The organism is Kitasatospora sp. NPDC002551, from assembly GCF_040296005.1.
Taxonomy (GTDB): Bacteria; Actinomycetota; Actinomycetes; order Streptomycetales; family Streptomycetaceae; genus Kitasatospora.
The window spans coordinates 1-26,539 of record NZ_JBEOWI010000028.1; the positions used below are offsets into that span (position 1 = coordinate 1).

General features: G+C 74.4%; 24 protein-coding genes and 1 tRNA gene. 10 read left to right on the plus strand and 15 right to left on the minus strand.

Annotated features, from left to right (window positions below):
- Together ABT093_RS22905 and ABT093_RS22910 are read right to left on the minus strand one after the other, a co-directional pair.
- The coding region (locus tag ABT093_RS22905) for a heavy metal translocating P-type ATPase (RefSeq protein ID WP_350567175.1) at positions 1-1,598 on the minus strand (1,598 nt) is incomplete at its 3' end.
- A gap of 74 nt (positions 1,599-1,672) precedes the next feature.
- Positions 1,673-1,891, minus strand: a complete 219-nt coding sequence (locus ABT093_RS22910) for a heavy-metal-associated domain-containing protein (RefSeq protein ID WP_350567178.1) — start codon at positions 1,889-1,891, stop codon at positions 1,673-1,675.
- Positions 1,892-2,197: 306 nt separating this feature from the next.
- Between ABT093_RS22910 and ABT093_RS22915 the strand changes: the two genes are divergently transcribed.
- Positions 2,198-3,373 (plus strand): PP2C family protein-serine/threonine phosphatase, encoded by a 1,176-nt coding sequence (locus ABT093_RS22915; RefSeq protein WP_350567180.1) that lies wholly within the window; start codon positions 2,198-2,200, stop codon positions 3,371-3,373.
- Between the two features lie 6 nt (positions 3,374-3,379).
- Here the strand turns inward: ABT093_RS22915 and dhaL are convergent, their stop codons facing one another.
- Positions 3,380-4,024, minus strand: coding sequence for a dihydroxyacetone kinase subunit DhaL (gene dhaL, locus ABT093_RS22920; protein WP_350567182.1), 645 nt, complete (start codon positions 4,022-4,024; stop codon positions 3,380-3,382).
- 31 nt (positions 4,025-4,055) lie between these two features.
- Positions 4,056-5,051, minus strand: coding sequence for a dihydroxyacetone kinase subunit DhaK (gene dhaK / locus ABT093_RS22925; RefSeq protein ID WP_350567184.1), 996 nt, complete (start codon positions 5,049-5,051; stop codon positions 4,056-4,058).
- A gap of 126 nt (positions 5,052-5,177) precedes the next feature.
- Between dhaK and dhaM the strand changes: the two genes are divergently transcribed.
- Complete coding sequence (gene dhaM / locus ABT093_RS22930; RefSeq protein WP_350567186.1) at positions 5,178-5,570, plus strand: dihydroxyacetone kinase phosphoryl donor subunit DhaM; 393 nt, start codon at positions 5,178-5,180, stop codon at positions 5,568-5,570.
- Between the two features lie 4 nt (positions 5,571-5,574).
- Here the strand turns inward: dhaM and ABT093_RS22935 are convergent, their stop codons facing one another.
- Complete coding sequence (locus ABT093_RS22935) at positions 5,575-7,290, minus strand: bifunctional 3'-5' exonuclease/DNA polymerase (protein WP_350567189.1); 1,716 nt, start codon at positions 7,288-7,290, stop codon at positions 5,575-5,577.
- Positions 7,291-7,527: 237 nt separating this feature from the next.
- Between ABT093_RS22935 and ABT093_RS22940 the strand changes: the two genes are divergently transcribed.
- A complete protein-coding gene (locus tag ABT093_RS22940) occupies positions 7,528-9,552 on the plus strand; it encodes a M3 family metallopeptidase (RefSeq protein ID WP_350567192.1) in 2,025 nt (674 codons plus the stop codon).
- A 48-nt stretch (positions 9,553-9,600) separates the two neighbouring features.
- On the opposite strand, the gene ABT093_RS22945 is transcribed toward ABT093_RS22940, so the two are convergent.
- Both ABT093_RS22945 and ABT093_RS22950 read right to left on the minus strand, forming a co-directional pair.
- Positions 9,601-11,055: a cellulase family glycosylhydrolase gene (locus ABT093_RS22945; protein ID WP_350567194.1), complete on the minus strand. Its 1,455-nt coding sequence runs from the start codon at positions 11,053-11,055 to the stop codon at positions 9,601-9,603.
- A gap of 102 nt (positions 11,056-11,157) precedes the next feature.
- Positions 11,158-11,784: a TetR family transcriptional regulator gene (locus tag ABT093_RS22950; protein WP_350567197.1), complete on the minus strand. Its 627-nt coding sequence runs from the start codon at positions 11,782-11,784 to the stop codon at positions 11,158-11,160.
- Positions 11,785-11,909: 125 nt separating this feature from the next.
- Here ABT093_RS22950 and ABT093_RS22955 point away from each other — a divergent pair, with 125 nt between their 5' ends.
- On the plus strand, positions 11,910-13,127 hold the full coding sequence (locus tag ABT093_RS22955; protein ID WP_350567200.1) for an acyl-CoA dehydrogenase family protein: 1,218 nt from the start codon (positions 11,910-11,912) through the stop codon (positions 13,125-13,127).
- 30 nt (positions 13,128-13,157) lie between these two features.
- On the opposite strand, the gene ABT093_RS22960 is transcribed toward ABT093_RS22955, so the two are convergent.
- From ABT093_RS22960 to ABT093_RS22970, 3 genes are all read right to left on the minus strand, one after another.
- Positions 13,158-13,745 carry a phosphatase PAP2 family protein gene (locus ABT093_RS22960; protein WP_350567203.1) on the minus strand — a complete coding sequence of 196 codons (588 nt, stop codon included), beginning with the start codon at positions 13,743-13,745 and terminating at the stop codon, positions 13,158-13,160.
- Between the two features lie 95 nt (positions 13,746-13,840).
- Positions 13,841-14,650: an enoyl-CoA hydratase/isomerase family protein gene (locus ABT093_RS22965; protein WP_350567206.1), complete on the minus strand. Its 810-nt coding sequence runs from the start codon at positions 14,648-14,650 to the stop codon at positions 13,841-13,843.
- A 119-nt stretch (positions 14,651-14,769) separates the two neighbouring features.
- A complete protein-coding gene (locus ABT093_RS22970) occupies positions 14,770-15,330 on the minus strand; it encodes a GNAT family N-acetyltransferase (RefSeq protein WP_350567209.1) in 561 nt (186 codons plus the stop codon).
- Between the two features lie 124 nt (positions 15,331-15,454).
- Between ABT093_RS22970 and ABT093_RS22975 the strand changes: the two genes are divergently transcribed.
- The gene (locus tag ABT093_RS22975; protein WP_350567211.1) at positions 15,455-16,093 is read left to right on the plus strand and encodes a TetR/AcrR family transcriptional regulator; all 639 of its coding nucleotides are present in this window, start codon (positions 15,455-15,457) and stop codon (positions 16,091-16,093) included.
- A 166-nt stretch (positions 16,094-16,259) separates the two neighbouring features.
- Here ABT093_RS22975 and ABT093_RS22980 read toward each other — a convergent pair.
- Positions 16,260-16,335, minus strand: a tRNA-Arg gene (locus tag ABT093_RS22980).
- Between the two features lie 644 nt (positions 16,336-16,979).
- Between ABT093_RS22980 and ABT093_RS22985 the strand changes: the two genes are divergently transcribed.
- The 5 genes from ABT093_RS22985 to ABT093_RS23005 all read left to right on the plus strand — a co-directional run bounded on the left by ABT093_RS22985 (position 16,980) and on the right by ABT093_RS23005 (position 22,589).
- Positions 16,980-17,573 carry a single-stranded DNA-binding protein gene (locus tag ABT093_RS22985; protein WP_350567214.1) on the plus strand — a complete coding sequence of 198 codons (594 nt, stop codon included), beginning with the start codon at positions 16,980-16,982 and terminating at the stop codon, positions 17,571-17,573.
- Between the two features lie 361 nt (positions 17,574-17,934).
- Positions 17,935-19,425, plus strand: coding sequence for a Cys-Gln thioester bond-forming surface protein (locus tag ABT093_RS22990; RefSeq protein ID WP_350567216.1), 1,491 nt, complete (start codon positions 17,935-17,937; stop codon positions 19,423-19,425).
- A gap of 200 nt (positions 19,426-19,625) precedes the next feature.
- Positions 19,626-21,290 carry an energy-dependent translational throttle protein EttA gene (gene ettA, locus ABT093_RS22995; RefSeq protein WP_350567219.1) on the plus strand — a complete coding sequence of 555 codons (1,665 nt, stop codon included), beginning with the start codon at positions 19,626-19,628 and terminating at the stop codon, positions 21,288-21,290.
- A 113-nt stretch (positions 21,291-21,403) separates the two neighbouring features.
- The gene (locus ABT093_RS23000; protein WP_350567221.1) at positions 21,404-21,844 is read left to right on the plus strand and encodes an acyl-CoA thioesterase; all 441 of its coding nucleotides are present in this window, start codon (positions 21,404-21,406) and stop codon (positions 21,842-21,844) included.
- A 55-nt stretch (positions 21,845-21,899) separates the two neighbouring features.
- On the plus strand, positions 21,900-22,589 hold the full coding sequence (locus ABT093_RS23005) for a DUF8185 domain-containing protein (RefSeq protein WP_350567224.1): 690 nt from the start codon (positions 21,900-21,902) through the stop codon (positions 22,587-22,589).
- Between the two features lie 56 nt (positions 22,590-22,645).
- On the opposite strand, the gene ABT093_RS23010 is transcribed toward ABT093_RS23005, so the two are convergent.
- From ABT093_RS23010 to ABT093_RS23025, 4 genes are all read right to left on the minus strand, one after another.
- Positions 22,646-23,050: a globin gene (locus tag ABT093_RS23010; protein ID WP_350567226.1), complete on the minus strand. Its 405-nt coding sequence runs from the start codon at positions 23,048-23,050 to the stop codon at positions 22,646-22,648.
- 101 nt (positions 23,051-23,151) lie between these two features.
- Positions 23,152-24,300: an ABC transporter permease gene (locus ABT093_RS23015; protein ID WP_350567229.1), complete on the minus strand. Its 1,149-nt coding sequence runs from the start codon at positions 24,298-24,300 to the stop codon at positions 23,152-23,154.
- Positions 24,297-25,214, minus strand: a complete 918-nt coding sequence (locus tag ABT093_RS23020; protein WP_350567232.1) for an ABC transporter ATP-binding protein — start codon at positions 25,212-25,214, stop codon at positions 24,297-24,299. The genes ABT093_RS23015 and ABT093_RS23020 overlap by 4 nt, the downstream gene beginning before the upstream one ends.
- 109 nt (positions 25,215-25,323) lie before the next feature.
- Positions 25,324-26,469: an FHA domain-containing protein gene (locus ABT093_RS23025; protein WP_350567235.1), complete on the minus strand. Its 1,146-nt coding sequence runs from the start codon at positions 26,467-26,469 to the stop codon at positions 25,324-25,326.
- Positions 26,470-26,539 lie beyond the last annotated feature (70 nt).

Below are 26,539 nucleotides of genomic sequence, written 5' to 3' on the forward strand. Positions count from 1 at the left end.
ACGCCGAGGCCGGGGACGTTCTCGAAGCCCTCGACGGCGGGCAGGGTGCCGAGCCTCTCGGCGGCGGCGGTCGCGACGGCGGCGGCGATCGGGTGTTCGGAGGCGTGCTCGACGGCGCCGGCCAGGCGCAGCGCCTCCTCCTCGGTGACGCCCTCGGCGGTGTGCACGGCGTGCAGCGCCATCCGGCCGGTGGTGACGGTGCCGGTCTTGTCGAGGACGATCGTGTCCACCCGGCGGGTGTTCTCCAGCACCTCGGGGCCCTTGATGAGGATGCCGAGCTGGGCGCCGCGGCCGGTGCCGACCATCAGGGCGGTCGGGGTGGCCAGGCCCAGGGCGCAGGGGCAGGCGATGATCAGCACGGCGACGGCGGCGGTGAACGCCTCGGTGGCGCTCTCGGTGGTCAGCAGCCAAGCGACCAGGGTGCCGAGCGCGATGAGGATCACCACGGGGACGAAGACGGCGGAGATCCGGTCGGCGAGGCGCTGGGCGGCGGCCTTGCCGTTCTGCGCGTCCTCGACCAGCCTGGCCATCCGGGCGAGCTTGGTGTCGGCGCCGACCCGGGTGGCCTCGACCACCAGGCGCCCGCCCGCGTTGACGGTGGCGCCGGTGACGGTGTCGCCGACGGCGACCTCGACGGGCACGGACTCGCCGGTGAGCATCGAGGCGTCGACGGCGGAGGCGCCCTCGACGACCACGCCGTCGGTGGCGATCTTCTCGCCGGGGCGCACCACGAAGCGCGTCCCGACGGTGAGGTGCTCGACCGGCAGCCGGACCTCGCGGCCGCCCCGCAGCACGGCGACGTCCTTGGCGCCGAGGTCCAGCAGGGCGTGCAGGGCGGCTCCGGCGCGGCGCCTGGAGCGGGCCTCCAGGTAGCGGCCGAGCAGGATCAGCACGGTGACGGCGGAGGCCGTCTCCAGGTAGAGCATGGACGAGGCGTCGGCGTCCCCGACCGAGGCCGAGAACTCGTGCCGCATGCCGGGCGTGCCGGCGTCGCCCCAGAACAGGGCCCAGAAGGACCAGCCGAAGGCGGCCAGGGTGCCGAGCGAGACCAGGGTGTCCATGGTCGCCGCGCCGTGCTTGAGGTTGGTCCAGGCGGCGCGGTGGAAGGGCAGGCCGCCGTAGACCACGACGGGGCCGGTGAGGGCGAAGGCCAGCCACTGCCAGTTGGTGAACTGGAGGACGGGGATCATCGACCAGAGGACCACCGGCAGGCTGAGCACGGCGCTGACGAGCAGCCGGTCGAGCAGCGGGTCGGCCGCCTGCGGGCGGGCGGCGCCGGCCGGAGCCCCGGCCGGGGCGGCGGGCACGGGTGGCGGGGGGAGTTCGGCGGTGTAGCCGGTGTTCTCCACGGTGGCGATCAGGTCGGCGACCGTGACGTCCGGCGCGAAGGCGACCCTGGCCTTCTCGGTGGCGTAGTTGACGGTGGCCTCGACGCCGGCCATCCGGTTCAGCTTCTTCTCGATCCGCGCGGCACAGGCGGCGCAGGTCATGCCGCCGATCTGGAGTTCGACGCTCTCGCGGACCGCGGTGGGGTCCTCCTGGCCGGCTATGGCGGTCGCCGTGTCCGGGGAGGCGGAGCCCGGGGTGGAGGTGCTCATGTGCTGATCAGCTCCTAGGGGAGGGGCACGGCGGGGGCGGGGTTCGCCGGGCCCCCGCCGCGCGGCGGGGGCTCTCAGGCGGCGCGGCCGACCAGCTCGTAGCCGGCCTCGTCGACGGCGGCGCGCACCAGGTCGTCGTCCAGCGGGGCGGCCGCGGAGACGGTGACCGTGCCGGCCTTGGCGTCCGCGGACACCTCGGTGACCCCGTTGAGGGTGGAGAGCTCCTTGCTGACCGAGCTCTCGCAGTGTCCGCAGCTCATGCCGGTGACGGTGTAGGTGATGGTGCTGGACATCGTGCCCTCCGGAAGGTCGGTACGGCCGCGAGCGTACGCCCGGGCCCGGCTGATAACCACACCATACCCCTAAGGGGTATTATGTAGGGGTACGGATCGTGTGGTGTGGGTCGCATTCCGGATGGTGCCCGTGGGTCGCCCGGGCGTCATCGGTGCGCCCCCGAGAGCAGAGCGTAGGCGTCCGGGCACGCTGCGCCCGGATCCGCGCCGTCGCGCGGGCGGAATCCACCGCCCGGCGGCCTCCGGGGCCGCCGGCGGGCGGGGGGTGCGCAGGTGGGCGTACTGATCGTCCGTTATGTTCGATATGTGTTCCCGATCCGCCGTGCCCAGTCGCCGTCCGTCCCGACCGGCGCCGGGCAGTCGCCGTCCCGGCGGCGCAACGCGCTGCTCGCCGTCGACCTGCTCGACATCCCGTTCTGGCGGCGGGCCGCCCCGGCGCTGATCGCGATCGTGCTGGTCGGGATCGCCGACCTGTACTCCGGCCAGGACCGCTACCTCGCGCCGCTGATGACCGTCGTCCCGAGCGTCGCCGCGCTCACCCTGCGGCCGCTCGAACTGCTCGGCGTCTGCTCGATCGGTCTGCTCGCCGTCTTCGGCCTCAGCCACTACGACCAGGTCGACAACCTCAACGACGTCCGCTTCCTGTGGGGCGCGATGGTCAGCTACCTGGTGCTCTCGGTGTTCTCCGCCTGGGTCGCCAGGATCCGGATGCGCCGGGCCGCCGCGTACGCCGCGGTCAGCTCCGTCGCGGAGGCGGCGCAGCGCGCGCTGCTGCGGCTGCCCGGGCCGGTCGTCGGGCCGCTGCACCTCGCCGTGCGGTACGTCTCCGCCGCCGACGCCTCCAGGATCGGCGGGGACCTCTACTCCGTCCTGGAGACCCCGTACGGCACCCGGGTGGCGGTCGGCGACGTGCGGGGCAAGGGGCTCGGCGCGGTGCAGACCGCCGCCGTGGTGCTCGGCGCCTTCCGGGAGGCCGCGTACGACGAGGCGGGGCTGCGCGGGGTGGCCGCCCGGATCGAGGCCAGCGTGGAGCGGCACGTGCCGGACGGCGAGTTCACCACGGCGCTGTTCGCGGAGTTCCGCCGGTCCGGCACGGTCCAGCTGCTCCAGTACGGGCACGTCCCGCCGATCCGGGTGGACGCGCAGGGCCTGGCGCACGTCCTGGACGCGCCGGACCCGTGGGTGCCGCTCGGCCTCGGGCGGCTGGCCGCCGGCGAGCCGAGCACCTGGGACCAGCCGTTCGGCACCGACGACGTGCTGGTGCTCTGCACCGACGGCGTGATCGAGGCCAAGCACCGGCACAGCGGCGCGTTCTACCCGCTCGCCGAGCGGGTCGGCCCGCTGGTCCGGGGCGCGGCCCGCTCCGCGGCGGAGCTGGAGGCGGCGGTCGGGCGGGTCTACGCCGACCTGCTGGCGCACACCGGCGGCGAGCTGCGGGACGACGCGCTGCTGCTGCTGATCACCCGGACCGACACGGCGTGAGCCGCCTCAGCCGGTGACCGCGGCGAGAGCGCGGAAGAGCAGGGCGGTGGAGGTGGCCCCCGGGTCCTGGTGGCCGACGCTGCGCGGGCCCAGGTAGGAGGCGCGCCCCTTGCGGGCCTGCAGCGGCACGGTGTCCAGGGCGCCCCGCTCGGCGCCCTCGGCCGCGGCCTTCGCGGCCTCCGGCAGGGCGGCGCCGGCGGCCACCGCCGCCCGGTAGGCGTCCAGCGCGGGCGTCCAGGCGTCGACGATGGTCTTGTCGCCCGGCTCGGCCTTGCCGAGCTCCCGCACCGCGCGCAGGCCGGCCGCCAGCGCCTCGCCGAGCCCGGCCGCGTCGGCGGGCGCCTCGCCGGGCTGCGGCAGCGCGGCGCCGATCGCCCGGAACGCCTTGCCGTAGAGCGGGCCGGAGGCGCCGCCGACCTTGGAGATCAGCGTGCTGCCGGTCTTGGTCAGCAGTGCTCCGGGCCCGGCGGGGGCCGGGGCGTCCGGCGCGTCCAGGGCGGCCAGCACGGCGGTGAAGCCGCGCCGCAGGTTGCTGCCGTGGTCGCCGTCGCCGATCGCGGAGTCCAGCTCGGTGAGGCGCCCGTGCTCCTGCTCGACCGCGGCGGCGATCGCGCGGACCCAGGCCTCGGCGAGGCGGGTGTCGACGTCCATCTCGGGTGCTCCTGTTCTGCTGTTCCGCCGGTCAGGCGCGCTTGAGGGCGGGGGTGTCCACCGGGGCGTCCCACAGTTCCAGCAACTCGCCGTCCGCCCGGGTGAGGGTGAGCGAGAAGCCGGCCATGTCCAGGCTGGTCACGTAGTTGCCGACCAGGCTGCGGGCCACCGTGATGCCGTGCTCGGCCAGCCGGGCGGCGACCTCGCCGAAGACGACGTACAGCTCCATCAGCGGTGTTGCGCCCAGGCCGTTGACCAGGGCGATCACCTCGTCGCCGGCGGTCAGGTGGTGGTCGGTGAGGATCGTCTCCACCACCTCGGTGACCAGCTCGCGGGCCGGGCGCAGCCGCTCCCGCCGCCGGCCCGGCTCGCCGTGGATGCCGACGCCCACCTCGATCTCGTCCTCGGCCAGCTCGAAGCCGGGCTTGCCGGCCGCCGGGACGGTCGCCGCGGTGAGCGCGATCGCGAACGAGCGGGAGGCCGCGTTCACCCGCTCGCCGACGGCGGCCACCCGGTCCAGCGGCGCGCCGCGCTCGGCGAGCGCGCCCGCGATCTTCTCCACCAGGACCGTCGCGCCGGTGCCGCGCCGGCCGGCCGTCCAGGTCGAGTCCTCGACCGCGACGTCGTCGTTGACCAGGACGGTGCGGACCTCGATGCCCTCCTCGGCGGCCAGCTCCGCGGCGAGCTCGAAGTTCATCACGTCGCCGGTGTAGTTCTTGACGACGAACACCACGCCGGCGCCGGAGTCCACGGCCTTGGCGGCGGCCAGCATCTGGTCGGGGACGGGGGAGGTGAACACCTCGCCGGGGCAGGCCGCGTCCAGCATGCCGGGGCCGACGAAGCCGCCGTGCAGCGGCTCGTGCCCGGAACCGCCGCCGGACACCAGCGCCACCTTGGGCGCGGCCGGCCGGACGGCCCGGGTGATCACCCGGGCGGCGATGTCGACCGCCAGCTCCGGATGGGCGGCGGCCAGCCCGGCCAGCGCGTCCTCCAGGACGGTCTCCGCGGCGTTGATGAGCTTCTTCACGGCGTACGCGCTCCCCTCGGCAGACGGTGCTGACCCGACGCTACGCCAGACGGGGGTCCCGGGCACGGAATCCGACACGCGGGAGACGACTCACCCGCGTGGCGCATCCGATCTAGGGTCGGAGCCATGAGTGGACACGTGGGCATCGTTCTGGTCTCGCACAGTGCGGCGCTGGCCGCCGGGTTGAAGGAACTGCTGGCGGAGCTCGCCTCGGAGGAGGTGCGGGTGGTGGTGGCGGCCGGGACCGAGGACGGCGGGCTCGGGACCAGCTACGAGCTGATCGCGCGGGCCGTCGCCGAGGCGGACGCCGGGGCCGGGGTCGCGGTGCTGCCGGACCTCGGGAGTTCGGTGCTGACGGCGGTGACCGTGCTGGAGGACGCGCCGCGTCCCGGGGTGGTGCTGGTCGACGCGCCGTTCGTGGAGGGGGCGGTGGCCGCGGCGGTGACCGCCTCGACCGGCGCGGCGCTCACCGAGGTGGTGGCGGCGGCCGAGGAGGCGCGCGGCTTCCGCAAGCTGTGAGGGCTCACTTGGCGTCGGCGTAGCACTCCACCACGGCGGTGCTGAGCGGGAACCGCACCGGCGTGTCGCCGAAGACCAGCCGGCGGGCCTCGTCGGCCGCCGCGTCGACCGCCGCCGCCACCTCGTCGGCCAGGTTGGCCGGGGTGTGCACCATCACCTCGTCGTGCTGGAAGAACACCAGGTGCGGGCGGTCGGCGGCGGTGGCCACCGGGAGTTCGGCGAGCCGGCGGCGCAGCGCGGCCAGCAGGGCCAGCGCCCAGTCGGCGGCGCTGGCCTGGATGACGAAGTTGCGGGTGAACCGGCCGCGGGCGCGGGCCGAGCGGCCGCCGGCGTCGCCCGCCGTCTCGGGCGCCTCGGTGAGGTCCAGGAAGTCGGCCGAGGCGGGCGGGCACGGGCGGCCCAGCCGGGAGGCGACCACGCCGCCGTCCTCGCCGGTGCGGGCCGCCGCCTCGACGTAGCCCATCGCGGCCGGGTAGCGGCCGCGCAGGGTGGCCAGCAGCGGGCCGATGTCGCCGCTGGTCTGGCCGTACATGGCGCCGAGCAGGCCCAGCTTGGCCTTGTCGCGGTCGCCGTGGAAGGCGGTGGCGGCCAGCGCCTCGTACAGGTCGCCGCCGGCGGCGCTGCGGGCGAGGCCGGCGTCCTGGGAGAGCGCGGCGAGCACCCGCGGCTCCAGCTGGGCGGCGTCGGCGACCACCAGCAGCCAGCCCGGGTCGGCGACCACGGCGCGGCGCAGGATGCGCGGGATCTGCAGCGCGCCGCCGCCCCGGCTGGCCCAGCGGCCGGAGACCACGCCGCCGACCACGTACTCGGGGCGGAACCGGCCGCCGCGCGCCCAGGCGTCCTGCCAGGCCCAGCCGTGCGCGACGTGGATCCGGGACAGCTCCTTGTAGCGGACCAGCAGCCGGGCCGCCGGGTGGTCGACGGTCTTCAGCTCCCAGGAGCGGGTGGAGCCGAGCGGGATGCCGGCGTCGGCGAAGGCGCGCAGCACCTGGCTGTGCGAGTCGGGGTTGAACGGGCGCCCACCGAGCGCCCGCTGGAGCTCCGCGGCGAGTTCGGCGAGCAGCCGCGGCTGGGTGCCGGGCACGGTGGGGCGCGGGCCGAGCAGCTCGGTGAGCAGCCGGTCGTGGACGTCGGTGCTCCAGGGCAGGCCGTCGTGGGCCATCTCGGCGGCGGCCAGCGCGCCCGCCGACTCGGCGGCGACCAGCAGCCGGAAGCGGGAGCGGGCGGCCGGGTCGGCGATCGCGGCGAGCCGGCGCTGCTGCTCGGCGTGCACGGCGACCACGGCGGCCAGCGGGTCGGTGCCGGGCGGCAGCTGGAGCCGGTCGGGGGCGAACAGGGTGTCCTGGCCGTCGCCGGCCTCGGCGGAGCCCGGCTCGGGCAGGTCGGCGGGGACGGGCAGGCCGCGCAGCCGGGCCCAGCCGGCGCCGAGCGAGCGCGGGGCGCCGAAGCGGCCCTCGTGGGCGAGCAGCAGCGCCTCGACCAGCCGCAGGTCGTGGCAGCGGGCGAGCCGGTCGGGCAGCCGGGGGAGCAGCGGCGCGTACCCGGAGTCGGCGGCGGCCCACACCCAGCGGGGGTGCTCGGCGGCCTCCCGCCGGGCGACGGCGGCGGCGAGGTCGGGTGCGGCCTCGGGCGGGCCGAGCGGGGCGCCGGCGTCGTCGAGCGGCTGGAGCCGGCCGCCGGGGCCGTGCGGATCGGGGGCGAGGGCGATCCGGGGTGCCATGGGGGGGCTCCTCCTCTCGTACGGGCGGTCATCGGCGGGGCCGTCCGCTGCGCGCACGGGGGCGTACGGGCGGCCGGTGTCGACGGTAGCGGGAGGGTACGACAAGCGGAGCCGCGCCGTCCGGCGGCGGGCCCGGACGGTGCCCGGGCGGCCCCCGGGCGCGCGGCGGGGCGGGAGCGCCCGGCTGCCGGGTGGGGGCCGTAGGCAGTGCCGATGACAGCGCGTAAGGTCGGCGAAATGACCGAGAACCCGTTCTTCAGGCCCAGCACCCTGGCCTACGAACTGCCGCCGTTCGCCGAGATCCGGCCGGAGCACTACCTGCCCGCCTTCGAGCGCGGGATGGCCGAGCAGCTCGCCGAGATCGCCGCGATCACCGCCGACCCGCAGCCGCCGACGGTCGAGAACACCCTGCTCGCCCTGGAGCGCTCGGGCAGGCTGCTGCACCGGGTCCGGGTGGTCTTCGAGAACCACTCCGCCGCCGACACCACCCCCGAGGTCGACCGGATCGACGCCGAGGTCAGCCCCCGGCTGGCCGCGCACCGGGACGCGATCCACCTGGACGCCGCGCTGTTCGCCCGGATCGAGGAGCTGCACGCCCGCCGCGCCGAACTGGACCTGGACCCGCAGACGCTGCGGCTGCTGGAGCGCCGTCACACCGCGTTCGTCCGGGCCGGCGCCCGGCTGGGCGCCGGGGAGCAGGCCCGGCTGCGCGCGATCAACACCGAACTGGCCTCCGCCTCCTCGGAGTTCCGGCAGAACGTGTCCGCCGACTCGCAGGCCAGGGCGCTGGTGCTGGACTCCGCCGAGCAGCTGGCCGGCCTCTCGGCCGACGAGATCGCGGCGGCCGCCGAGAACGGCCGGGCGCTCGGGCACCCGGGCACGTACGTGCTGAGCCTGAAGAACTTCTCCAACCAGACCGAGCTCGCCTCGCTCACCGACCGCTCGGTGCGCGAGCGGCTGCTCGCCGCCTCGCTCGACCGCGCCGCCGACACCAACGGCCCGCTGGCGATCCGGATGGCCGCGCTGCGCGCCGAGCGCGCCCGGCTGCTCGGCCACGACACCCACGCCGCCTACGTGGTGGCCGACGAGACGGCCGGCACCGTGGAGGCGGTGGACGCGCTGCTCGCCCGGCTGGTGCCGCCGGCCGTGGCCAACGCCCGCCGGGAGGCCGCCGAGCTGGCCAAGGTCGCCGCCGCCGACGGCGTCGAGGAGATCGCCGCGCACGACTGGGCGTACTACTCGGAGCAGGTCCGGCAGACCTCGTACCAGGTGGACGCGGCGGCGCTGCGCCCGTACTTCGAGCTGGAGCGGGTGCTGCGCGACGGCGTGTTCTTCGCCGCGAACCTGGCCTACGGGGTGACCTTCACCGAGCGGCCGGACCTCGTCGGCTACCACCCGGACACCCGGGTCTTCGAGGTGTTCGACGCGGACGGCTCCGCGCTCGGCCTGTTCCTCGGCGACTTCCACGCCCGGGCGTCCAAGCGCGGCGGCGCCTGGATGGACGAGCTGGTCTCCCAGTCCGGCCTGCTGGGGCAGCGGCCGGTGGTCTACAACAACCTGAACATCGCCAAGCCGGCGCCCGGCGAGCCGGTGCTGCTGTCCTGGGACGAGGTCCGCACGCTGTTCCACGAGTTCGGGCACGCGCTGCACGGGCTGTTCTCGGACGTCCGCCACCCGTACGTGGCGGGCACGGCCGTGCCGCGGGACTTCGTGGAGTTCCCCTCGCAGGTCAACGAGATGTGGATGGTGTGGCCGGAGGTGCTGGCCAACTACGCCCGGCACCACGAGACGGGCGAGCCGCTGCCGGCCGAGCTGGTCGAGCGGATGGCGGCGGCGGAGTCCTTCGGGCAGGGCTTCCGGACCGTCGAGTACCTGGCGGCGGCGCTGCTGGACTGGGCCTGGCACACCCTGCCGGAGGGCCATGAGGTCGCGGACGCCCGGGAGTTCGAGGCGGCGGCGCTGGCGAAGGCCGGGCTGGCGCTGGCGGCCGTCCCGCCGCGCTACCGGACCACCTACTTCGGGCACATCTTCGCGGGCGGGTACAGCGCGGGCTACTACGCGTACATCTGGTCGGAGGTGCTGGACGCCGACACGGTGGAGTGGTTCAAGGGCAACGGCCGCGGCGTGCGGGAGAGCGGCGAGGTGTTCCGGCGCGAGCTGCTGGCGCGCGGCGACTCCCGGGACGCGCTGGACTCCTTCCGCGCGGTGGTCGGGCGCGGCCCGGAGACCGGCCCGCTGCTGGCCCGCCGCGGGTTGGTGTAGCAGCGCGCCGGGGCCCGGCGGCACGTACGGTGCCGCCGGGCCCCGGCGTCAGCGCGGTTCGAGGGTGACCGTGACCGGGGTGCCCGGGCGGGCGTGCGGGAGCCGGACGCGGACGTGGCCGGCCCGCTCGCCGCCCGGCTGCCCGACCTCGGCACGGGCGCCGGCCGGCTGGACGGTGACCCGCGCGCCGGCGGGGAACCCGGCGGCCGGCAGGGCGATCTCGGTGGCCCGGCCGGTGCCGTCGGTCTCCCAGCGGACGGTGTGCCGGGAGCCGTCCGCGGTGGTGCGGGCGGCGGTGCCGGCGACCGCGACCGGGTACGGGCCGAAGGCCGGCTCCTCGCCCGGGGCGGGCCGCCCGGCGGGGTCGAGCGCGCAGTAGCCGCCGTTGCCCCGGCACCAGTACCACAGCGCCCAGCCGGCCGCGAAGCCGTCCATCGCGTCGACCTGGCGGCGCACCAGCAGGGCGTTGCCGGGCCGGCGGGAGTCCGGCGGGCCCCACTCGCCGACCAGCACCGGCAGCCGGTGGGCGGCGGGGTAGCCGGTGATCGCGGCGGTGTAGCGCTCGACGAAGCCGCCGGAGGGGTCCCAGTCGGCCCCGGACTCGACGGCGGTGTCGTAGAAGTGCGGCGCGTAGCCGAGCCGGGGCGTGCCCGGGCGCGGGTCGTCGAAGCCGGGCAGCCGGGTGGGGACGCCCTGGCCGACCAGCACGGTCGGTTCGACGAACAGCCAGGCGCGGGTGTCCACTTCGCGCACGGCGGTGATCAGCCGGCGGTACATGGCGGCGAGCCGGCCCTGCTCCAGGGCGGCGGCGGAGCGGGCCAGCACCTCCGGGTCGGCCGGGTCGCCGTCCACCGGGCCGAACGGCTCGTTGAACAGGTCGTAGCCCAGCAGTGAGCGGTGGCCGCGCAGTTCGCGGGCCAGCCGGGTGTAGAAGTCGGCCTGCCAGGCGCGCAGGTCGGGGTCGTCGTAGAGGTGCCGGAAGGCGGCCTGGACGGCGGGCTGGAAGTAGCCGGCGAACCAGTCGTCCGGGTCCGCTTCGAACGGCAGGCCGTCGTCGCGGGTGGCCCAGGGCGGGATGCCGCGGTCCCCGCCGCCGAACCACGGTCCGTAGACGTCCTGGTGGAAGTCGACCAGGGCGAGCACGCCGTAGCGGTCGGCCCAGCCGAGGAGCCGGTGCAGCCGCCGCAGCTCGGCGGGGTCGAGACGGCCCCGGGTGGGCTCCAGCCTGGTCCAGGAGACCGGCAGCCGGATCAGGGTGAAGCCCTGCGCGGCGATGGACCTGACGTCCTGTTCGGTGGCCTCGGCGTACTTGTCGAGGTTGAAGCCGCGCAGCTGGAGGCGGCGGCCGGCGGCGTCGGTGAGGTCGGTGCGGCCGTCCGGGGCGGTGGCGGTGCCGGTGGGGAACGCCGGTGCGGGGGACGGGGAGTGGGCCCGGGCCGGGGCGGCGGGCAGGGCGAGGGCGGCGGTGAGCAGGAGGGCGGCGGCGGTGCGGCGTGGACGCATCGGGACCTCCGGTGCGGGTGAGGGTGGGGCCCGATGATGCCGGGGCGGGCGTGTCCGCCACAAGACTGCGGGGGCGGGGCCCGCTCCGGCGCCGGGCCGCCCTCAGCCGGTCTGCTCCGGTGCCGGGCCGGTGGGCAGGGCCGCGGTCGGCAGGTCGGCGGCGGCGGCCAGTCGGCCCCAGAGCAGGTCGGCGAGCGCCTGGACCATCCGGGTGCGCGAGCAGGGCCGGGACTCCAGCCACCAGTCGCCGGCCGCCAGCACCATGCCGGTGATGGACCGGCCCCAGGCCTCGGCGAGCAGTTCGCGGTCGGCGCCGAGGTCGACCTGGTCGGCGATGGCCCGGGTGATCTCCTCGGCGATCTGCTGGAGCGCCGGGGCCAGCGCGTTGCCCGCGCCGCTCGGATCGCCCGGCTCCGGGTGGGTGAGCAGCCGGTAGACCTGCGGGCGGGCCTCGATCCCGGCGAGGTAGGTGTCCAGCACGTGCTCGACCCGGTCGCGGCGCTCCAGCGGTTCGGCGAGCGCGGCCCGGACGGCGGCCAGCAGCCCGCCGGTGTGGCGCTCGGTCAGGGCCCGGACCAGGCCGTTCCGGTCGCCGAAGTGCCGGTAGAGGATCGGCTTGGTGATGCCGGCCTCGGCGGCGATGGCGTTCATGCTGGCGCCGGGCCCCTCGCGCTGGACGACCCGGTCGGCGGCGTTGAGCAGCTGTTCCCGGCGGGGTTCCGGTTCCATGCGCGATTCCCTCGTTCCGTGTGTGTGCGGGCGTTGACACCGGTTACCAAGCAGTAGCAGACTCCGACGATGTTACCGGTGGTAACACCCCGGTCGGTCGCACTCTTCTTCGGAGGCCCCCACCCATGAGCACCTTCTCGCTGGACCCGGGTCCGGACCAGCTCGCCGTCCGCGACTGGCTGCACGGTTTCGCCGCCGACGTGATCCGCCCCGCCGCCGCCGAGTGGGACGAACGGGAGGAGACCCCCTGGCCGATCATCCAGGAGGCCGCCAAGCTCGGCGTCTACTCGCTCGACTTCTACGCCCAGCAGTACTTCGACCCCTCCGGCGTGGGCATCCCGATCGCCATGGAGGAGCTGTTCTGGGGCGACGCCGGCATCGGCCTGTCCATCGTCGGCACCACCCTCGCCGCCGTCGCGGTGCTCGCCAACGGCACCGACGAGCAGATCGGCACCTGGGCGCCGCAGATGTTCGGCACCCCGGAGGAGGTCAAGGTGGCCGCGTTCTGCTCCTCCGAGCCGGACGCCGGCTCCGACGTCTCCGCGCTGCGCACCCGGGCGGTGTACGACGAGGCCAAGGACGAGTGGGTGCTGAACGGCACCAAGACCTGGGCCACCAACGGCGGGATCGCCGCCGTGCACGTGGTCGTCGCCACCGTCGACCCGGCGCTCGGCGCGCGCGGGCAGGCGTCCTTCGTGGTGCCGCCGGGCACGCCCGGCCTCGCCCAGGGGCAGAAGTTCAAGAAGCACGGCATCCGCGCCTCGCACACCGCCGAGGTGGTGCTGGACTCCGTCCGGGTGCCCGGCCACTGCCTGCTCGGCGGCAAGGAGAAGCTGGACGAGCGCCTGGCACGGGCCCGCGAGGGCGCCGGCAAGGGCGGGCGGAACGCCGCGATGGCGACCTTCGAGGCCTCCCGGCCGGCCGTCGGCGCGCAGGCGATCGGCATCGCCCGGGCCGCCTACGAGGTGGCGCTCGACTACGCGAAGACCCGGGTGCAGTTCGGCCGCCCGATCATCGACAACCAGGGCGTGGCCTTCCAGCTGGCCGACATGAGGACCCGGATCGACGCGGCCCGGCTGCTGGTCTGGCGGGCCTCCTGGATGGCCGCCACCCGGCAGCCGTTCACCGCCGCCGAGGGCTCGATGTCCAAGCTCTACGCGGGCGAGACCGCCAAGTGGGTCACCGCGCAGGCGATGCAGATCCTCGGAGGCAACGGCTTCACCCGGGAGTACCCGGTCGAGCGGATGCACCGGGACAGCGCGATCTACTCGGTCTTCGAGGGGACCAGCGAGATCCAGCGGCTGGTCATCTCCCGCGCCATCTCCGGGCTGCCGATCCGCTGACCCGGGCCGGCGGGAGCAGTCGGACACGCCTCAGCGGGCGGCCCAGAAGGTGAGTCCGGCCGAGAGGGCGCCCACCGCCGTGCCGACGACGGTCTGCGCGGCGGTGTGGTCCCGCAGCACCACCCGGGACCAGCCGATCACCGCGACCAGCGGGGACAGCAGCAGCCACCAGGGCCCGAGCGCGACGGCCAGGCAGACCACCGCGCCGCCCGCCACGGCGGTGTGCACCGAGACCTTCCACCAGGCGGTGATCACCAGGATCGGGACCAGCGAGGCGAACATCGCCAGCACCACCGCGGTGAGGTCGCGCGGCGCGTGCGCGAGGAGCATCACCGCGAGGCCGGCCGCCACCGAGAGCATGATGAGCGGGAAGAGCGTCAGCCGCCGGCGGCGGTTGCCGACGTGCCGGTCGTCCACGGTGCCCCGGCGCATCCCGAACCGGATGAGCAGGGTCGGGACCACGGCGGTGAAGAGCGCGGCGAACGCCGCCCAGCCGAGGCCGGTCCAGCCGTGGCGCGCCCCGCCGAGCAGCAGCAGCATCGCGATGATGACGTTCTTCGGCTCCAGGCCGTCGGTGATCCGGCGGGCCCACGGGGTGGCGGGCGTGGTGGCGGTCATCGCGTGGTGCTCCAAGGGGCGGGTCCGGGCGGGGACCGGTCGTATTCGATCGCGTGATCGTATCGGCGGCGGACCTGGAGGGCCCCGGGCAGGGCTCAGAACCGGGCCGGACGGCGTTCGAGGAAGGCGGCGAGGCCCTCGCGGACGTCGGGCGCCTCGCGCGAGCGGCGCTCCCAGGGGGCGAGGGCGGCGGCGGCCTGCTCCGGCGGGACGGCCAGCGCGGCCTTGACGGCGCCGATGGTCTGCGGCGAGCGGGTGGTCAGCAGGCGGGCGAACTCCAGGGCCGCCGCGTCCAGTTCGGCGGCCGGCAGGACGCGTTCGGCCAGACCGAGGGCGGCCGCCTGCGGGCCGGGCAGCAGTTCGCCGGAGAACAGCAGGTACTTGGCGCGGGCCGGGCCGACCAGCCGGGCCAGCCGCAGGGTCGGCACCGCCGGGTAGACCACGCCCAGCTTGGCGGGGGTGATGCCGAGCCGGGCGTCCTCGGAGACGAAGCGCAGGTCGCAGGCGAGCGCCAGCTGGCAGCCGCCGCCGACGCAGGCGCCGTGCACCACGGCGATCGTCGGGTGCGGGAAGGCCGCCAGCGCCTCCTCGGCGGCGACGTTGACCGCGTGGTAGGCGTCGGCGCGGTCCGGATCGCCGTAGACGTCGGCGAGTTCGTCGATGTCCGCGCCGGCGCTGAAGGTACCGCCCGCGCCGGTGACCAGCAGGGCGCGTACGCCCGGCTCCTCGGCGAGCCGCTTCAGCACGCCGGGCAGCGCCTGCCAGATCGCCAGGGTGACGGCGTTGCGCCGGTGCGGGCGGTCGAACTCCAGCACCGCGACGCCGTCCTGGCCGATCCGGGCGTTGAGGCCGTCGGTCTCGGTGGGCAGCGCGGCGCGCTCGCGCAGCAGCGGTCGGGTGGCCATGAGCACCTCCGGGAGGGTAGCGGGTGCGCACACTCTCCCAGAGCGCGGCGGCCGCGGGGCCGGTGGGTCCTCCGGCCCCGCCGCCGTGCTGTCGTGCTGCTGTGCCGTGCCGTCGGGTCTCAGGAGGCGGGGGCGCCCTGCGGCTTCCACTCGTGGGTCAGCAGCGACCAGACCTCGCCGTCGTGGTGGACGCCGCCGTGCAGGTAGCTCTCCCGCAGGACGCCCTCCAGGGTGAAGCCGAGGCGCTGGGCGACCGCGCGGCTGCGGACGTTCTCCGGCCGGTTGTGCCACTCGATCCGGTGCATGCCCCGGACGGTGAAGGCGTAGTCGATCAGGTGCCGGACGGCGGTGCTGATCAGGCCGCGGCCCTGGCCGGCGGGCTCCGTCCAGACGCCGATCTCGCAGTTGCCGGCCTTGGCGTCGAACTGCACGAACATCACGCCGCCGATCAGCGTGCCGTCCAGCCAGATGCCGAAGAGGCGGGCGGTGTCGGCGGCCTGCCGGTCCGCGTAGCGCTGCAGGACGGCGCGGGCCGACTCCAGGTCGGTGGCGAGGGCGGCCCAGCCGATCCAGGCGTCGATGTGGGCGCGGCCGCGCTCGATGTGCTCCAGGTACTCGGGCGCCTGCCAGGGCTCCAGCGGGCGGAGCTCGGCGTTCTCGGCGAGGGGGACGGCGAACATGGGCGGGCCTTTCGCGGCGGTGGGCGGTCGGTGGTCGGTGGTCGGTAGTCGGTGGGGGCGGTCGGTGGTCCGTGGGTGGGCGGCGCGACGTCCGTAACAAACGTTTGGTACGTAAGATAACCCCATGACACCGGCCCGTGGAGATCATGAAGCCCGCCGAACCGAGGTTTCCGAGGCGGTCTGGCGGGTGCTGTCCACCCGGGGTTTCGAGGGGCTCACGCTGCGTGCGGTGGCCGCCGAGATGGGCGCCTCCACCGGGCTGTTGACGCACTACTTCCCCAGCAAGAAGGCGCTGGTCGCGCACGCGCTGGACGTGCTGGACCGGCGCTCGCTGGCCCGGCCGCGGCGGCTGGCGCCGGCCGACGGGGGGCCGCCGCCGCCCGAGGGGCTGGCCCGGCTGCGGGCGGCGCTGCTGGACGTGCTGCCGCTGGACGCGCCGGGCCGGGCGGGCAACCGGATCTGGGTGGGTTCGTGGGACGTCGCGCTCGCCGATCCGGAGCTGGCGGGGGCGCACGCCGCACGGTACGCGCGGGCGCGCGGCCTGCTGGAGGAGTGCGTCGGGGCCGCGCGGCGGCTCGGCGAGCTGCCGGCCGGCCCGCCGGCGGCCGACGTCGCGGCGGCGGCCCAGGCCTTCGTGCTGGGGCTGGTGGTGCAGGCGCTGTTCGCCCCGGCGGAGTTCCCGGCGGAGCGGCAGACGGAGCTGGTGGAGGGCTATCTGGCCCGGCTGGTGGCGGGCGGGGACGCGGGCGGTCCGCCGGCGTAGCCGCCGCGGGTCCGTCCGGGGTGTTTTCCGGCACCGGAATTTCCCGGCCGGGTCTTTTCGGAGAGTGCATGACACGCAAGGTCACGGGTTATGCGCGCTCGGTGCCGGGCGGGGAAATGCGCGCGGAGCGCGAAGTGCGCGGCGTCGGCCGCGGCACCGTGTGGCATGGCGCCCCCAGCAGGATTCGAACCTGCGACCTACCGCTTAGAAGGCGGGTGCTCTATCCGCTGAGCTATGGGGGCGGGACGGGTTGCGCCCGGATGGGCGCGACCACTGGCGGGATCGGGCGGTGGGCGCGCGGCGCCCGCTGTCCGTCCCGTGCCTGAGGGTTGGATGCGGGGGTTGGCGGGTCCTTGCCCTGTCGGGGACAGGATAAGGGTGTCCCGTTCCTCGGCCGGGTGTTGCGACACCGCCGTTGGTGTGTCGGCCTCGGTGGAGCGGTCCGATAATCGCAGGTGAAGGCCGTGAGTGCAGCGGTCTGGAGGTGTTCCGCGCCGGACGTTGTGCACTCGTTACGGGGCTGTCTGCCCACCCGTTATGGATTCGGCACGGAGAAAGCGCCGCGGCCGAGGCCGGCATCGACGCGGGTGGGGGGCCGTATTCGGGTTCGTTCGGTCGGATGACGTGCGCGGACGGTCCGCAGGGCCACCCCTGGGGGTGTCCGGGGGCGGCGCGACGGCCAGGGGATTCTTGTCATGGCCCCGCAGAGGACGGGTGTGATGGTCACACAAAGGCTGAAATTCACCCCTGCGGGCGACAAGTGCTTTCCACAGGCCCGAGTTGTCCACAGGATTCCGGATCTCCCTGGTGCGCATTTTCCGGGAAGCGCACTCTCAAGGCGCACCGGTCGATTCCGTACGGTGCAACCGAGAGAGCGGAGCGTGTTGTGAACGAGACCCAGGTGACGGTGATCGGGAATGTCGCCACCGAGGTGACGTACGCCCAGACCCCCGGCGGGGTGCCGGTCGCCAACTTCCGGCTGGCGTCGACCGAGCGGCGTTACGACCGGACGAAGGACGGCTGGGTCGACGGGGAGACGCAGTGGGTCACGGTGACGGCCTGGCGGGCGCTGGCGGGGCACCTGATCGACTCGCTGGCGAAGGGGGACCCGGTGGTGGTGAGCGGGAGGCTGCGGGTGCGGGAGTGGGCGGAGGGGGAGGTGCGGCGGAGCCGGGTCGAGATCGACGCCCGATCGGTCGGGCACGATCTGAGCCGCGGCACGGCGAGGTTCAGCTGGGCACCGGGGGTGCGGAACGGATTCCAGGGCGGATCCGCGGGTGGACCGCCGGGAGGATCCCCCGGCGGCCCCGGGGGCCGGGCGCCCGTCGGCGCGGGTGGGCCGGAGGAGGCGGCCGGGGCGGGCGGGGCGCCGTTCGGCGAACCGGTGCCCGGGTGGATCGTGGACGCCCTGCGCGGCCGGCGGCCGGCCGGGGCGGGCGACGGGGCGGTGGCGGAGGGGGAGAGCGCGGGTGACGCCTAGCGGGTGACGGGGCGTCCGGCGGGCGGTGACACTGTCGACAAATATGTGAATCGAGAAGGGTGTTGCGACCCGCACGCGCAATCCCGTTCCCGTTAGCGGAATGATCCCGAATTTCTGGCTGCCCGTCAGCTTGTGGAGACACTGGGAGGGTTGATAACGATCCAGATACGGTATCGTCCTGATTTCGCATAGGGGTTTCCGGGCCCCTGGCGCTCCATAGGATGCGTCTGGTTCACATCGTGAAGCAGCGCCACAGGGGGCGCGGCAAGCAAGGCGGGCTGCCCATCGGCATGGCCCGGCCCGGAGGGATCCCAAGATGTTGCAGAGGCAGGGGCGGACGCTTCCCCGTATCACTACTGTCATGCTCGCGACCAGCGTGGTGCTGGGTTCGAGCCTGTTCGCGGCCGGTGCGGCGGCTGCGGCCGACGCCCCCGGAGGCGCCGTCACGGCAGTGATCCAGCCGACCCTGATGAGCGAGGAGATCGCCATCGAGGGCAGCCACTCCATCCAGGGCGGCCTCTTCACCCTCAGGACGTCCGACGGCGAGATCAAGACGTACTGCATCGACATCGACCACCCCGTCGACATCACCAAGAAGATCGAGTACCAGGAGTCCGACTGGAAGTCGAGCTCGCTGGGCCGCCCGGAGAAGGCCGAGGACGCCTCCAAGATCCGCTGGATCCTGGAGAACTCCTACCCGCAGGTCACCGACCTCAAGAAGCTGGCCACCGACGCCGGCGTCAAGGGCGAGCTGACCAAGGAGGACGCCGCGGCCGGCACCCAGGCCGCGATCTGGAAGTTCTCCGACGGCAAGAACGCCATCCCGGTCGACGCCGAGGCCAAGCAGCTGCGCGACTACCTGGTCAGCGAGAAGAACAAGGGCATCGCCGCCGAGCCCAAGCCCTCGCTGAGCCTCACGCCGGACTCGGTGTCCGGCAAGCCGGGCGCCAAGCTCGGTCCGTTCACCGTCAACTCCAGCGCCAACGAGGTGAAGCTCGCCGTCTCCGGCGACTCCGCCGACAAGGTCAAGCTGGTCGACAAGGACGGCAAGCCGGTCACCGGCCTGACCGGCCCGGTCGCCAAGGACACCCAGCTGTTCCTGGACGTCCCCGAGGGCACCCCGGACGGCGCCGCCACCGTCGACGCCTCCGCCGAGACCGTCGTGCCCAGCGGCCGGGTCTTCCTCAGCAAGGGCTACACCCCGGCCGAGCACAGCCAGACCATGATCCTGGCCGGGTCGACCAAGCTCGGCGTCAAGGACTCCGTCAAGGCGGCCTGGAAGGCCGCCAAGGGCCCGCAGATCGACAGCAACGCGGTCGTCGAGTGCGTCGCCAACGGCGTCAAGGTCTTCGTCGCCAACGGCGGCGACGAGGCCGCCACCGTCTCGGTGAAGCCGGGCAAGGACGTCACCGTCCAGCCGGGCAAGATCGAGTCCGTGGTCGTCCAGGTCGCCGAGGACACCGCCTACGACATCACGGTGACCGGCCCGAACGGCTTCACCAAGAACTTCAAGGGCATCCTGGACTGCAAGACCGCCAGCGTGACCACGCCGAGCCCGTCGGCCACCCCGACCACCAAGCCGTCGACCCCGGCGCCGACCACCCCGGCCCCGACCACCGCCACCAGCAAGCCGGCCACCCCGAGCGCCACCCCGTCGGCCACCGCCACCGCCACCACCCCGGCCGCGCACCCGGCGCCGCCGAGCACGGCCCCCGGCACCACCGGTGGCCTGGCCCAGACCGGTGGCAGTGACGCCACCCCGGTGATCGCCGCCGTCGCCGGCGGTCTGGTCGTGGCCGGCGGTGCCGCGGTCTTCCTGCTGCGCCGTCGCCGCGGTGGCAACGCCGCCTGAGGCACCACCCGGACCGTGATCCGGTAGCACCCGGCCCGGCCCCCCGCACCACGCGTGCGGGGGGCCGGGCCGCGCCGTGCGCGCGATACCCCGGCGGGGCTCTTGCGCCGGGTACCCGGCGGTTCGGGGCTCCGGGTCGGGTGCGGCACAATGGAAGGCTGCAAGCCGAATTACTCCCGACGACGCCGGAGCGATCTCACGTGGCGGAATACATCTACACGATGCGCAAGGTGCGCAAGGCGCACGGCGACAAGGTCATCCTTGACGACGTGACGCTCAGCTTCCTCCCCGGAGCGAAGATCGGCGTCGTGGGCCCCAACGGCGCCGGTAAGTCCACCGTGCTGAAGATGATGGCCGGCCTGGAGCAGCCCTCCAACGGCGACGCCTTCCTCTCGCCCGGCTTCACCGTCGGCATGCTCCTCCAGGAGCCGCCGCTCGACGAGTCCAAGACGGTCCTGGAGAACGTCCAGGACGGCGTCAAGGAGATCAAGGGCAAGCTCGACCGCTTCAACGAGATCGCCGAGCAGATGGCCACCGACTACTCGGACGCGCTGCTCGACGAGATGGGCAAGCTCCAGGAGGAGCTGGACCACGCCGAGGCCTGGGACCTGGACGCCCAGCTGGAGCAGGCCATGGACGCCCTGGGCTGCCCGCCCGGCGACTGGCCGGTCACCAAGCTCTCCGGTGGCGAGAAGCGCCGCGTGGCGCTCTGCAAGCTGCTGCTGGAGGCCCCCGACCTGCTGCTGCTCGACGAGCCCACCAACCACCTGGACGCCGAGTCGGTGAACTGGCTGGAGCAGCACCTGGAGAAGTACAAGGGCACCGTCGTCGCCGTCACCCACGACCGGTACTTCCTGGACAACGTCGCCCAGTGGATCCTGGAGCTCGACCGCGGCCGCGCGTACCCGTACGAGGGCAACTACTCCACCTACCTGGAGACCAAGCAGTCCCGTCTCAAGGTCGAGGGCCAGAAGGACGCCAAGCGCGCCAAGCGGCTCAAGGAAGAGCTGGAGTGGGTCCGCTCCAACGCCAAGGGCCGCCAGGCCAAGTCCAAGGCGCGTCTGGCCCGCTACGAGGAGATGGCCGCCGAGGCCGACAAGATGCGGAAGCTGGACTTCGAGGAGATCCAGATCCCGCCGGGCCCGCGCCTGGGCAACGTCGTCATCGAGGTCGAGAACCTCAACAAGGCCTTCGGCGAGAAGGTCCTGATCGACGACCTCAGCTTCACCCTGCCGCGCAACGGCATCGTCGGCATCATCGGCCCGAACGGCGCCGGCAAGACCACCCTGTTCAAGATGCTCCAGGACCTGGAGACCCCGGACAGCGGCTCGGTCAAGGTCGGCGACACGGTCAAGATCAGCTACGTCGACCAGACCCGCTCCAACATCGACCCGAAGAAGACCCTCTGGGAGGTCGTCTCCGACGGTCTGGACTGGATCAACGTCGGCCAGGTCGAGATGCCGTCCCGCGCCTACGTCTCGGCGTTCGGCTTCAAGGGCCCGGACCAGCAGAAGCCGGCCGGCGTGCTCTCCGGCGGTGAGCGCAACCGCCTCAACCTGGCGCTCACCCTGAAGCAGGGCGGCAACCTGCTGCTCCTCGACGAGCCCACCAACGACCTCGACGTCGAGACCCTCTCCTCGCTGGAGAACGCGCTGCTGGAGTTCCCCGGCTGCGCCGTGGTCATCTCGCACGACCGCTGGTTCCTGGACCGGGTCGCCACCCACATCCTCGCCTACGAGGGCGAGAGCAAGTGGTTCTGGTTCGAGGGCAACTTCGAGTCCTACGAGAAGAACAAGATCGAGCGGCTGGGCGCGGACGCGGCCCGTCCGCACCGGGCCACCTACAAGAAGCTGACCCGCGGCTGACACCCAGTCGTGACGACGGCCCGGCAGGCCGCCCGCCCCGTGCGGGCCGGCCCGCCGGGCCGCCGCCCGACCGGCACGCACCGCCGGCGGGCACCGGACGTCGAGGAGAACCCGTGGCACGCCACATCTACGCCTGCCCGCTGCGCTGGTCCGACATGGACGCCTTCGGGCACGTCAACAACGTGGTCTTCCTGCGCTACCTGGAGGAGGCCCGGATCGACTTCATGTTCACCCAGGCCGCCGAGGCCGGCGCGGGCGAGTTCGCCGGCGGTTCGGTGGTGGCCCGCCACGAGATCGACTACAAGCGCCCGTTGGTGCACCGGCCCGAGCCGGTCACCGTCGAGACCTGGGTGACCCGGATCGGCGGCGCCTCGCTGACCGTCTCCTACGAGATCAAGGACACCGCCGAGGACGGCACCGAGACCGTCTACGTCCGGGCGTCCACCGTGGTCGTGCCCTACGACCTCGCCGAGGGCCGGCCGCGCCGGATCAGCCAGGTGGAGCGGGAGTTCCTGACGCGCTTCATGGACGAGGAGCCGGCCGTCGCGGTCTGACCGCGCCCGCCCCCGCCGTACCCGTACGCCCGATGCCCGGATGTGAGCCGAAGCGTTGAACAGAACCGCCGCCCTCGCCCTCGCCGACACCGGTGAGGCCGCAGACCTGGCCGCCTTCCTGGTCCGCCTGCTGCGCTTCGACAAGGCGGCGGCGGTCCGGATGCAGGGCGTGCCGCGGCCGGACGGCGGCGTGCTGGCCGTCTTCGGGCGGCTGCCGCTGGGCGGTTCGGGCGCGCTCGTGGTGCGCACCGCGCGACTGGCCCGCCTGGACGGCCCGCTGGACCTGACGGTCTCGGCCGGGCAGCTGCTGGACGGCGTGGACGCCGCGGCGGACGCCGTCGCGCTGCCCGCCCCGGTCACCGGCCCGGCCTGGGCCGGGCTGCTGCCGCCGCGCACCGGCTGGCGGCCGGTGGGCACCCCGCCCGCCGCCCGGGTGCGCCAGGAAGTGGCGGCCGCGGTGCGGGAGTTCCGCGAGCGCAGCGAGGCCGTCCCGGCGCACCACCGGACCCGCGCGGTGCTCGACGCGCTGGCCGACGAGATCTGGTCCCGCCCGGTGGGCGCGCTGCCCGAACTGCCGCTGCGCGCCGCCCACGCGGCCCAGGTGATCGGCTTCCTGGCCCCGCAGGCCCCGCTGACCGTGCACCGGGCCGGCGGCTGGCTGCGGCTGTCCGCCCCGGCCGGGTCGGTGGCGGTCCGCACGGCGGCCGCGCCCGGCGCGGGCCTCGGCCTCAGCCCGATCGGCTAGCGGCGGGGCCTCGCGACGGGGCTCTCGGCGGGGGCCCCATGGGGGCAACGCCCCGGTCAGCCCTCGGTGTTGATCATCGAGGCGGCGGCGTAGGTGAGGTACTCCCAGAGCTGCCGCTCGGCGTCCTGCGGCAGGCCCAGTTCGTCCAGCGCCACCCGCATGTGCTTCAGCCAGGCGTCGTGCGCCGCCCGGTCCACCTTGAACGGCACGTGCCGCATCCGCAGCCGCGGGTGGCCGCGCTGCTCGCTGTAGGTGCGCGGGCCGCCCCAGTACTGCATCAGGAAGAGCGCGAACCGCTCCTCGGCCGGGCCGAGGTCCTCCTCGGGGTACATCGGCCGGAGCAACTCGTCCCCGGCGACGCCCTGGTAGAACCGGTGGACCAGCCGCCGGAAGGTCGGCTCGCCGCCGACCTGCTCGAAGAAGGTCTCCTCGCTGAGCGTGCCACGCCGGATCTCGTTCACCCGACCATGGTCGCAGACGGCGGCGGGGCCGTACACCGCGACCTGGGGACCAGGTCCGCGGACGTACGACCCCGCACGGCACCGATTGCTCGCCGGGGTGCTCAGTCCTCCCAGCGGAACAGCTTCCAGGAGATGCCGGTCAGCACGGCGGCGAAGAGCAGCAGCCCGCCCATGGTCGGCAGCGCGTCCATCACGCCGCCGCCCCGGGAGAGCACCGACTGCGCCGAGGTGACCAGGTGCTTCAGCGGCAGCACCTCGGAGAACGCCCTGAGCCAGCTCGGCATGTCGTCGGTCGGGAAGAACGAGCCGGACAGGAAGGACATCGGCAGCACGATGATCTGCGCGAGGCCGTTGGCCGCCTCCTCGGTCCTGGCGATCGAGCCGGCCAGCAGGCCGATCGACATGAAGGCGATGGTCGCGCAGACCACCAGCGGCACCACCAGCCACCAGTCGCCGGTGAGCTTCAGCCCGAAGAACGGCAGGGTGGCCACGCCCAGGAAGATCGCGGTCTGCGCGAGCGCGGTCAGCACCGAGACGGCGACCCGGGAGCCGATGATCGCCCCGGCGCTCACCGGGGCGAGCCGCAGCCGCCGCAGCACCTTCTTCTGCCGCCAGCCGACCAGGGTCAGCGCGGCGCTGAACACCGCGCCGGTCGCCACCGCCCAGCCCAGCAGACCGGGGGTGAGGAACTGGATCGGCTTGAGCGACTCGTCCTCGACCTGGCTGCTCTCCAGGACGAACGCCGGCGGCTTGCCGCTGGTGGCCTGGTTGGCCTGCTGGACCACGGAGTTGACGATGCCCTGGACGGAGCCGGCCCGGACCTGGTCGGCGGCGCTGTAGCGCACCACGACCCGGCCGTCCGGGCCCTCCTTGATCATCGCGTCCAGGTCGCCCTTGCGGACCTTCTCCAGCGCGGCGGCCTCGTCGTCGCCCCTGGAGATGGTCAGCACCTGCTCCAGCCCGGCCCGGGCCTCGCCCTGGACCGAGTCCAGCACTCGTACGGCGCCGACCTGCTCCACCTTGGCGTGCGGGCTGGAGGCGCCCTTGAGCAGGGTGCCGAGCAGCACCAGGAACATCAGCGGGAAGAGCAGCACGAAGAACAGCGCGGCGCGGTCGCGCACGAAGGCGACCAGCATCACCCGGGAGAGGCTGGCGAAGGCGGAGACCCGCTCGCGCTCGACGGGCGCCGGGGGAGTGCCGCCCGGCGCGGGGGCGGCCTCGGGGGCCGCCGTGGTGGGCTCGGCGCTCATGCGCGGTACTCCCGTCCGGTGAGCTGGAGGAAGACGTCCTCCAGGGTGGCGCCGCGGACCTCCAGGCCGCGCAGCGCGCCCTGCTCGGCCAGCACGGAGAGCACCGGTCCCGGCAGGCGGGTGGACAGCGACAGCGAGACGCCGTCGTCCTCCAGCGAGGAGATCTCCGCCCCGGCGGCGGTGAACAGTTCGCGCGCGGTGCCCAGGGCCAGCAGGCCGGACTCCACGCTGACCCGGACGGTGTCGTCGATCTCGCGGACCAGCGCGGCGGGCGCCCCGGTCCGCAGGATCCGGCCCCGGTCCATCACCGAGACGCGGTCGCAGAGCACCTCGGCCTCGTCCAGGTAGTGGGTGGTGAGCACGACGGTGCGGCCCTCGGCGTTGATGTCGCGCAGCAGGTCCCAGAGGTTGCGGCGGGCCTGCGGGTCGAGGCCGGTGGTGGGCTCGTCCAGGAAGACCAGCTCCGGGCCGTGGACCAGGGCGCAGGCGATCGACAGGCGCTGGGCCTGGCCGCCGGACATCTTGTCGGTCATCACCCCGCCCGACTCGGTCAGGCCGACCCGCTCCAGCATCGCGTCGGCGCGCTTGGGGCCGACGCCGTAGAAGGAGCCGAAGGTGCGGATGGTCTCCCGCGCCGTGAGCTTGTTGAAGAAGGCGGAGGCCTGGAACTGGACGCCGATGCGCGGCAGCAGCCGGGGGTTGCGCGGCCAGGGCGCCAGGCCCAGCAGCTCGATCCGGCCCTCGTCGGGTTTGCGGATTCCCTCCAGGATCTCCAGTGTGGTGGTCTTCCCGGCGCCGTTGGGCCCGAGGATTCCGTAGAATTCGCCGGCCTCGACGGTGAGTGACACCCCGTCGACGGCCTGCACGTCCCCGTACCGCTGACGGATTCCGTCGGCGGATATTGCAGCAGTCATAGCGACCGAGCGTAGGGGCGGCAGGCCGTCAGGGGGAGCCGTCTGAGCATCATTTGATGATCAGTTTTACAACGGTGTCGATCGGGGTGGCCGGTGGTCGGCCGGTGGGTCAGGCTCGGTGCACCGTGATGGTGGTCCAGGCGCCGATGTGGATCCGGTCGCCGTCGTTCAGCGGGATCGCGGTGTGCGGGGCGATCGCCTCCGCACCGCCGTTCACCGTGGTGCCGTTGGTGGAGTCCTGGTCGACCAGCACCCAGCTGCCGTCCGGCTGCTCCGCCAGCAGGGCGTGCTGGTGCGAGGCGCCCGGGTCCTCCGGCGCGACCGACAGGTCGATCTCCGGCACCGTGCCGCGGTGCTGGCTGCGCCGGCCGATCCGCAGCTGGCCCCGCCCGGACAGCGGGATCCGCCGCTCGGGGCAGTACGGCGGGAAGAACAGGCCGGACGCCTCCGGGCCGCTGCGGGCCATCATGTCGGTGAAGTACGCGCGGTCGGCCGCGATCACCGCGAACCAGGTGGTCCGCACCGGCTCGGCGGGCTGGCCCTGCGGCGGCACCGGCGGGGCCAGGTGGAACGAGGTGCCGAACTCGTCGCCGCGGCGGGCGGGGCCGGGCTGGGCGTAGACCGGGCCGGAGTCCTCGCGGGTCCGGGGCGCCCCGTGCGGGCCGTCGGCGTACGGGTCCGCGTGCCCGGGGAGCGGCGCGGGGGGCTGCTGCGTGTAGTTCGGCACGGGGGCCGGGACCGGTGCGGCGGGCTGCTGCGCGTGCGCCGGCGGCGGGTAGCCGTAGCCGGCGGGCGGCGCGGGCTGCGCGGGCGCCGACGGGGCCTCGCCCGGGTGGCCCGGGTGCTGGCCGGGGCCGGGGTGCTGACCCGGGCCGGGGTACTGGCCGGGGTGCGGCGCGCCCTGGGCCTCGGGGCCGCCGCCGTACGCGGCCGGGATGTTCAGCGGGGCGGGCCCGGGCGGCGGCGCGGGTGCGGCCGGGAACGGCTGCGGGGCGCGCTGCGGCGCCGAGAGGTCGTAGTCGTAGCCGCACTCCTCGCAGAACCGCCCGGTCTGCGGGCTGCGGCAGATCGGGCAGACCGCCAGGCCCTCGGTGAGGTCCGGGAAGCCCTGCGGGGCCGCCGGCGGGGGCGGCGGCATCGCGCCCGGCGGGAGCGTGGCACCGTACGGAGCGCCGTGCGCGCCGTGCGCCCCCGGGTTCCCGGGCGCGCCGGGCAGCGTGCCGGGCGGTGGCGGCAGCGGCTGCGGCGGTGTCATCGGAAAACCGCAGAAGTCGCACCAGTCCTCGGCCTGCGACTCATGGCCCCTCGGGCAGATCGGCATCAGG

Excerpts from the sequence above, each read along its gene's own strand:
- ABT093_RS22910 (WP_350567178.1), bottom strand. The coding sequence starts at position 1,891 with ATGTCCAGCACCATCACCTACACCGTCACCGGCATGAGCTGCGGACAC.
- dhaL (WP_350567182.1), bottom strand. The coding sequence starts at position 4,024 with ATGGACGTCGACACCCGCCTCGCCGAGGCCTGGGTCCGCGCGATCGCC.
- dhaM (WP_350567186.1), top strand. The coding sequence starts at position 5,178 with ATGAGTGGACACGTGGGCATCGTTCTGGTCTCGCACAGTGCGGCGCTG.
- ABT093_RS22935 (WP_350567189.1), bottom strand. The coding sequence starts at position 7,290 with ATGGCACCCCGGATCGCCCTCGCCCCCGATCCGCACGGCCCCGGCGGC.
- ABT093_RS22940 (WP_350567192.1), top strand. The coding sequence starts at position 7,528 with ATGACCGAGAACCCGTTCTTCAGGCCCAGCACCCTGGCCTACGAACTG.
- ABT093_RS22945 (WP_350567194.1), bottom strand. The coding sequence starts at position 11,055 with ATGCGTCCACGCCGCACCGCCGCCGCCCTCCTGCTCACCGCCGCCCTC.
- ABT093_RS22950 (WP_350567197.1), bottom strand. The coding sequence starts at position 11,784 with ATGGAACCGGAACCCCGCCGGGAACAGCTGCTCAACGCCGCCGACCGG.
- ABT093_RS22955 (WP_350567200.1), top strand. The coding sequence starts at position 11,910 with ATGAGCACCTTCTCGCTGGACCCGGGTCCGGACCAGCTCGCCGTCCGC.
- ABT093_RS22960 (WP_350567203.1), bottom strand. The coding sequence starts at position 13,745 with ATGACCGCCACCACGCCCGCCACCCCGTGGGCCCGCCGGATCACCGAC.
- ABT093_RS22965 (WP_350567206.1), bottom strand. The coding sequence starts at position 14,650 with ATGGCCACCCGACCGCTGCTGCGCGAGCGCGCCGCGCTGCCCACCGAG.
- ABT093_RS22970 (WP_350567209.1), bottom strand. The coding sequence starts at position 15,330 with ATGTTCGCCGTCCCCCTCGCCGAGAACGCCGAGCTCCGCCCGCTGGAG.
- ABT093_RS22975 (WP_350567211.1), top strand. The coding sequence starts at position 15,455 with ATGACACCGGCCCGTGGAGATCATGAAGCCCGCCGAACCGAGGTTTCC.
- ABT093_RS22990 (WP_350567216.1), top strand. The coding sequence starts at position 17,935 with ATGCTCGCGACCAGCGTGGTGCTGGGTTCGAGCCTGTTCGCGGCCGGT.
- ABT093_RS23015 (WP_350567229.1), bottom strand. The coding sequence starts at position 24,300 with ATGAGCGCCGAGCCCACCACGGCGGCCCCCGAGGCCGCCCCCGCGCCG.
- ABT093_RS23020 (WP_350567232.1), bottom strand. The coding sequence starts at position 25,214 with ATGACTGCTGCAATATCCGCCGACGGAATCCGTCAGCGGTACGGGGAC.
- ABT093_RS23025 (WP_350567235.1), bottom strand. The coding sequence starts at position 26,469 with ATGACACCGCCGCAGCCGCTGCCGCCACCGCCCGGCACGCTGCCCGGC.